The organism is Streptomyces sp. NPDC059900, assembly GCF_050270335.1.
Classification (GTDB): domain Bacteria; phylum Actinomycetota; class Actinomycetes; order Streptomycetales; family Streptomycetaceae; genus Streptomyces.
On sequence record NZ_JBNNJZ010000049.1, the window covers coordinates 25,748 to 32,770 of the forward strand.

Annotated in this window: 5 protein-coding genes and 1 pseudogene; 2 read left to right on the forward strand and 4 right to left on the reverse strand. The window is 72.6% G+C overall.

The genetic code is table 11. The features are described 5' to 3' along the window. Positions 1 to 3: 3 nt before the first annotated feature. The 3 genes from ACQKIP_RS10545 to ACQKIP_RS10555 form a co-directional block, all read right to left on the reverse strand. On the reverse strand, positions 4 to 1,830 hold the full coding sequence (locus tag ACQKIP_RS10545) for an ABC transporter permease subunit (protein ID WP_365860884.1): 1,827 nt from the start codon (positions 1,828 to 1,830) through the stop codon (positions 4 to 6). Positions 1,831 to 1,837: 7 nt separating this feature from the next. Beyond that, complete coding sequence (locus ACQKIP_RS10550; protein WP_365860886.1) at positions 1,838 to 3,331, reverse strand: ABC transporter substrate-binding protein; 1,494 nt, start codon at positions 3,329 to 3,331, stop codon at positions 1,838 to 1,840. A gap of 104 nt (positions 3,332 to 3,435) precedes the next feature. Next, positions 3,436 to 3,975 (reverse strand): GNAT family N-acetyltransferase, encoded by a 540-nt coding sequence (locus ACQKIP_RS10555; protein WP_427742785.1) that lies wholly within the window; start codon positions 3,973 to 3,975, stop codon positions 3,436 to 3,438. Positions 3,976 to 4,054: 79 nt separating this feature from the next. On the opposite strand from ACQKIP_RS10555, the gene argG reads away from it, so the two are divergent. Further along, the gene (gene argG / locus ACQKIP_RS10560) at positions 4,055 to 5,503 is read left to right on the forward strand and encodes an argininosuccinate synthase (RefSeq protein WP_365860890.1); all 1,449 of its coding nucleotides are present in this window, start codon (positions 4,055 to 4,057) and stop codon (positions 5,501 to 5,503) included. Positions 5,504 to 5,728: 225 nt separating this feature from the next. Beyond that, a complete protein-coding gene (locus ACQKIP_RS10565; RefSeq protein WP_365861193.1) occupies positions 5,729 to 6,769 on the forward strand; it encodes an NAD(P)-dependent alcohol dehydrogenase in 1,041 nt (346 codons plus the stop codon). A 39-nt stretch (positions 6,770 to 6,808) separates the two neighbouring features. On the opposite strand, the pseudogene ACQKIP_RS10570 reads toward ACQKIP_RS10565, so the two are convergent. Next, positions 6,809 to 7,023: pseudogene (locus ACQKIP_RS10570) on the reverse strand (hypothetical protein); the annotation flags it as partial.

The window sequence follows — 7,023 nt, forward strand, 5'->3', positions numbered from 1 at the left end:
CACTCACCGGGCCACCGTCCCCGCCGTGATCAATTCCCGCTCCGGAGGCCGCACTTCGGCCACACTGGGAGGCCCGTCGTACCCACGCCCGCGCCTCAGCCTGCGGGGAGTCCACACCCCGCCCGCGGCCGTGACCGCGAGGGCGCCGAGCAGGGCGAGCGCGGCGGCCGGGGCGAGCAGCGCCCAGGGGGCGCGTTCGGCGTAGGGCTGGTTCTCGGCGAGGAGGAGACCCCACTCGGGGGACGGCGGTTGGGCCCCCAGGCCGAGGAAGCCGAGGGCGGCCAGGGCCAGTGCGACGGAGGGGAGTCGCAGCAGCGCGTGGCGGGTGACGGGCGCAAGGAGCGCGGGCAGCAGATGGTGCCGGAGCAGGTGGCGGCGGCCCGCGCCCAGGCTCCGGGTCGCCGTCAGATGGAGGGTGGCCCGTTCCTGGAGGAGCAGGGCTGCGGTGTGGGCGGCCAGCGGGACCCAGGCGACGGCGGCCACCGCGATCGCGGGGGTGGCGGCGCCGCTGCCCGCGACACCGGCGACGAGGAGTCCCGCGAGCGTCGGCGGAACGGCGTTGAGCGTGTCGAGCAGCGGGCCCGAGAACCGGGGCAGGAGACCGAGCAGGACACCGGCAAGCAGGGCGAAGGCGCTGATCCCCAGGGCCAGGGCGAGGGTGTGGAGCGCGCCGTGCCCGACCCTGGCGAGGACATCGCGGCCCAGCGCGTCCGTGCCGAACGGGTGCGTCCAGGACGGCGCCTGGAGGCGGGCCGCGGTGTCCAGGGCGAGGGGATCGCGCGCCAGGCTGAGCAGGACGATGCCCAGGAGCAGTCCCCCGTACAGGAGCGGCAGTCGGCTGTGCGCGGGGAGCGCCGGGCTGTGCAAGGTCGGCAGTGCGCCGTCATGCAGGGCAGGACCGCTGGCGAGCCGGGCCGCGAGACGGAACAGGCCGCCCGCCACGGCGGCCAGCAGGACGAGCGCGAGGGTGCCTGCCTGGAGGACGGGCAGATCCTGCGCGACCGCGGCCTGGAGGGTGGAGCGGCCGAGTCCGGGGATGTCGAAGATCTGCTCCACGGCGACCGCGCCGCCGGTCAGGCCCACGAGGAACAGGCCGAGGTTCGGCAGCAGCGCGGGGATGCAGCGGCGCAGAGCCTGGCGCGCGACGCGTCCGGCCGGGATCCCGCGGGCGGACGCGGCCCGTGCCCACGGCTCGGCGAAGGCGCCGGGCAGCAGGTCGTCGAGGAGCCGCCCGAGCAGCGCCCCCGCGGGCACACCGAGCGAAACGGCGGGCAGGATCATCCACTGGGGCCCGTACCAGCCGAGCGCGGGCAGCCAGCCCAGCTGGACGCCGATGACGGTGGCGAGGACCGAGGCGGTGAGGAACTCGGGCAGCGCGGCAAGGACCGCGGTGCCCGAGCCCGGCCGGCGGCGCCCGGAGAGCCGGCGGCGGGAGCCGAGCCACAGCGTGCGGGCGCACACGGCGCCCGCCGTGAGGGCAGCCACCACGAGCGCCGCGGACATCAGCAGCAGCGAGACGCCCAGGGCCTGCACCACCGAGGGCAGCACGGCCTCGCCCGAGATCCACGACTGCCCGGCGTCCCCGCGAAGCAGCCCGCCCGTCCACTGGCCGAGCAGATGCAACGGACCCTCGTCCAGGCCGAGTTGCGCACGGACGGCGGCCAGCGCATCGGGGCTCGGTGTGCGCTCCGCCGATCTGGCCTTGAGTACGGTCAGCGCCGGGTCGGTGCGCGAGAGCCAGGGCAGCAGGCCGATCAGGCACAGGAGCGCCGCGGCGAGGACCGCGCGCCAGAGCAGCGCCGGTCCGCCGGCGCGGGCGAGCCTGCGCATGCCGACCTCAGCGCCTCGTGCCGGTGGAGACCAGCGTGCGCTCGTACGGGTCCAGGAGCTCGCCCCGCACCGAGCCGCCGACGCCCGTGAGGATCCGCTGGTGGACCAGCGGGACGACGGCGTCGGTGCCCAGGATCTTCGCCTCGGCGGCCATGGTGGCGTCCTGCCGCTTCGCGGTGTCGGCCGTGTTCTCGGCCTTCTTGACGGCCTTGTCGACGGACGGGGCGCACAGCAGCGAGAGGTTGTAGCTGCCGTCGCAGGTGTAGTCGCTGGAGAGCACCGAGACGGCGTCGCCGGTGTCGAGCATGGTGTTGCGGGCGCCGACGAACGCGTCGAACTTGCCCTCCAGCGCGTCGCCCTCGATGCGGGAGGACTCGCGGACCTCCAGCTTCACCTTGAATCCGGCCTTCTGGAGCTGCTGCTTGAGTACCTGTGCGACCTCGGGCAGCTCGGGCCGGTTGTCGTAGGTGCCCAGGGTGATCGTCTGCCCGCCCGGTGCTGTCGGCTTCGCCTGCCCCTTCGGCTTCTCGCGCTTCCCCTCGGCCCAGGTCAGGGCAGGTCCGAAGATGCCCTTGCCGGTGTCGGCGTGGCCCTCGTACACGTCCTTGGCGAGGGCGGACGTGTCGATCGCGGCGCGGGCGGCGGCGCGCAGGGCGGGGTCCTTGAAGGCGCCCTTCTCGGTGTTGAGCTGGAGCGCGGTGGTGCGTGCCGTGGCGGTCTCGCGGGCGTGGCCCTTGTCGAGGGACGCAGCCTGGGAGACGGGGACGGCCTCGGCGATGTCCACGTCGCCGGTGCGCAGGGCGTTCGTGCGCGCGGTGCCGTCGGCGATGAACCTGGCGTCGACGCCGGACGCCTGGGCGCGGCCGCCCCAGTAGTCGTCGAAGCGGTCCAGGGTCGCCGCGGTGGCGCCGGTGCTCTTGGTGAGTTCGAAGGGCCCGGTGGCGGTGCCGGCCGGACTGACCTTGCCGCCCTTCTCGTACGCCTTCGCGGAGAGCACGGCGAGGCCGGGGCTCGACAGGCGCAGCGGGAGCGCCGGGTCCGGGTCGGCGGTGGTGATCCGGACCTGGTCCTTGCCGACGGGCTTCGCGGTGAGAGTGACCCCGGAGAGTGCCGCGGTGACCGGCTTGGCCTTGCCCGCGTGGCCGAGAGCCGACGCGACGGCGGAGGGCGTGACGCGGCTGCCGTCCTGGAAGGTGGCCTGGCGCAGGGTGAACAGCCAGCCGCGGTCGCCCTCCTGCTTCCAGGAGGCGGCGAGCGAGGGCGCCGCGGTGCCGTTCGCGTCCAGCTTGGTCAGGCCCTCGGTGACGCCGAGACGGCTGAGGAGGGTGGCGTCCGCGCCGTACGGGGAGAAGTTCTCGGAAGGCGGGAAGGCCAGTGCGACCTTCAGCCTTGCCCCGTCCGCGCTGTCGCCCGACGAGTCGTTCTTCTGGGCGAAACAGCCGGTGAGCAGGGGTGCGACGAGCAGTCCTGCTATGAGCGTGCGGTGGCGGGCGGAGCGCATGGTCCTCGTTCTCGGGGTAAAGGTGTCCGGAGGGGCGGCAGCCACAGAGGCTATATGACAACCGTTTCCATTAGTGCTGCGGGGGTGGTGGGTGCGAGCGCCGCCTACGGCCGCATCGGCACCTCGAAGTGCACCACCCGCGAAGCGCCGGAGTCCTCGCGCTCGTCGTGCACCACCTTGCCCAGGGAGCGCCAGAAGCCCTCGGCGCCGGTCACCTCCGGGTCGGTGTGCAGATATACGGAGCGGTATCCGCCGTCCGCCGCGGCGAAGTCGAGCAGCCGGCCGACCAGTCGCCGGGCGAGTCCGCGGCGCCGGTGCTCGGCGCGTACGTAGACCCGGCGCAGCTGCGCCGTCTCGCCCGAGGGGAAGCGTTCGGCGATCCAGGCCGGGTTCGGCGGATGTGCGGGGCCGCGGGAGTCGAGCGCGGCGGTGGCGGCGACCGTCCCGTCCCGCTCGTCCGCCGCGACGAGCAGGGTGTGGCGCGCGGGCCTCAGGTACGCGCCGTCGAGGTCGATGATGTCGCCGTGCCAGCGCGGCACGTAACCCGTGCCGAAGTCGTGGTAAACGGTGTCGAGCATGACGGCGCGTGCGGCGCCGAGGTCGTCGGCGGTGGCCGTCCGGATGCGGTAATCAAGCACTTGCACATCCTAAGCATTAAGCCGAAACGAACCGCCTCTCGTGAACGGCGTTGCATGACCATGCGAAGTGATGCATACTCTTCCTATGTCCAAGGTCCTCACCTCCCTTCCCACCGGCGAGCGCGTCGGCATTGCCTTCTCCGGCGGTCTCGACACCTCCGTCGCCGTCGCCTGGATGCGTGACAAGGGCGCCGTCCCGTGCACGTACACCGCCGACATCGGCCAGTACGACGAGCCCGACATCGCCTCCGTGCCCGGCCGAGCCTCCGCGTACGGCGCCGAGATCACCCGGCTCGTCGACTGCCGGGAAGCGCTGGTCGAGGAAGGCCTTGCGGCGCTCGCCTGCGGCGCGTTCCACATCAGGTCGGGCGGCCGTCCCTACTTCAACACCACGCCGCTGGGCCGTGCCGTGACCGGCACGCTCCTGGTGCGGGCGATGCTCGAGGACGGGGTGCAGATCTGGGGCGACGGCTCGACGTTCAAGGGCAACGACATCGAGCGGTTCTACCGCTACGGCCTGCTCGCCAACCCGCACCTGCGCATCTACAAGCCCTGGCTGGACGCGGACTTCGTCACGGAGCTCGGCGGCCGCAAGGAGATGTCGGAGTGGCTGGTCGCGCACCAGCTGCCCTACCGCGACTCCACGGAGAAGGCGTACTCCACGGACGCCAACATCTGGGGCGCCACGCACGAGGCCAAGACCCTGGAGCACCTCGACACCGGTCTCGAGACGGTCGAGCCGATCATGGGCGTGCGGTTCTGGGACCCGTCGGTGGAGATCGCCACGGAGGACGTGACGATCGGCTTCGACCAGGGCCGCCCGGTCACGGTCAACGGCAAGGAGTTCGCCTCCTCGGTCGACCTCGTCATGGAGGCCAACGCGATCGGCGGTCGGCACGGCCTCGGCATGTCCGACCAGATCGAGAACCGGATCATCGAGGCCAAGAGCCGCGGCATCTACGAGGCGCCCGGCATGGCCCTGCTGCACATCGCCTACGAGCGCCTGGTCAACGCCATCCACAACGAGGACACGCTGGCCGCGTACCACAACGAGGGCCGGCGCCTTGGCCGCCTCATGTACGAGGGCCGCTGGCTGGACCCGCAGGCGCTGATGATCCGCGAGTCGCTCCAGCGCTGGGTCGGCGCGGCGGTCACCGGTGAGGTGACGCTGCGGCTGCGGCGCGGCGAGGACTACTCGATCCTCGACACCACGGGCCCGGCGTTCAGCTACCACCCGGACAAGCTCTCCATGGAGCGGACCGAGGACTCGGCGTTCGGCCCGGTCGACCGGATCGGCCAGCTCACCATGCGCAACCTCGACATCGCCGACTCCCGCGCGCGCCTCGAGCAGTACGCGGGCCTCGGTCTGGTCGGCTCCGTGCACCCGACGCCGATCGGCGCCGCGCAGGCCGCGTCGACCGGTCTGATCGGCGCCATGGACGGCGGCGGCGCCGAGGCGATCGCCTCACGCGGCGAGACCGCCGACGAGGAGTCGATGCTGGACCGCGCCGCGATGGAGTTCGGCACGGACTGACACCGGACACCGGTCGCAGGCGACTGACGGCGGGCCCCGGCGGATTCTGTTCCGCCGGGGCCCGCCGCGTCGTTGTGTGTCTCAGTGGGTCATGTGTCCCATTGGGACACTTCGAGGAGTACAGTCGGAAGCATGAGCGCCGGGGGGACAGGAAGCGCACAGAACGAGGAACGAGAAGAGGCATCCCAGATGTCAGCGCAGGAAAGCCCCGCCATGCCCGCCGAGATGAAGGCCGTCCAGTACCGCACCGTCGGCGCCGCCCCCGAAGTGGTGACCGTCCCGCGCCCCGAGCCGGGCCCCGGCCAGGTGCTCCTGAAGGTCACCGCCGCGGGCGTCTGCCACTCCGACATCGCCGTCATGAGCTGGCCCGCCGAGGCGCTGGCCTTCCCGCTGCCGCTCACCCTCGGCCATGAGGGCGCCGGCACCGTCGCCGCCCTGGGCGAGGGCGTCACCGGCCTCGGCATCGGCGACTCCGTGGCGGTCTACGGACCCTGGGGCTGCGGAGCCTGCCTGATGTGCGCGCAGGGCAAGGAGAACTACTGCACGCGCGCCGCCGAACTCGGCATCCTCCCGCCGGGACTCGGGGCGCCCGGCGCCATCGCCGAGTACATGATCGTGGACGACCCGCGCCACCTGGTCCCGCTCGACGGTCTCGACCCGGTGACCGCGGTGCCGCTCACCGACGCGGGCCTGACCCCGTACCACGCCATCAAGACCTCCCTGCCCAAGCTGACCCCCGGCAGCACCGCCGTGGTCATCGGCACCGGCGGCCTGGGACACGTCGCCATCCAGCTGCTGCGGGCGCTGACCCCGGCACGGGTGATCGCCCTGGACGTCACCGAGGAGAAGCTGGGCCTGGCCCGCAAGGTCGGCGCCCACGAAACCGTCCTCTCGGACGAGCACGCGGCACAGAAGGTCCGCGAACTGACCGGCGGCCTCGGCGCCCGTGCGGTGTTCGACTTCGTCGGCGCGCCGCCCACCGTCGCCACGGCCACCGCCTGCGCGGCGGTGGAGGCGGACGTCACGATCGTCGGCATCGGCGGGGGAGCGGCAAGCGTCGGCTTCGGCACGACGCCCTACGACGCGGCGGTCCGCGCACCGTACTGGGGCAGCAGGGCCGAGCTGATCGAGGTCCTCGACCTGGCCCGCTCCGGAGTCATCGACGTCCACGTGGAGACGTACGCCCTGGACGACGCGCCCAAGGCGTACGAGAACCTGCACGAGGGCCGGATCAACGGCCGGGCGGTCATTCTCCCCGGCAGCTGATCCGGCCCCGGTGGTGCACGGTCGCCTGCTGCTCCGCGGCTACACGCGAAGGAGTTGCTCCATGGATTCGCGGTACTGCCGCAGTGCCAGGCGCAGTTCCTCCGTGTGGGCCTCGGTGTCCTGGTCCTGCCAGCTCGTGCGCAGGGTGCGCCGGCGTTCCGCGAGGGTCTCGGTCAGGTGCCTGACGGCATCGTCGTAGAGGCTGTCGGCCTCCTCGACCGCCTGGCGCGGACTCTCCACGAACGTGCTCAGGG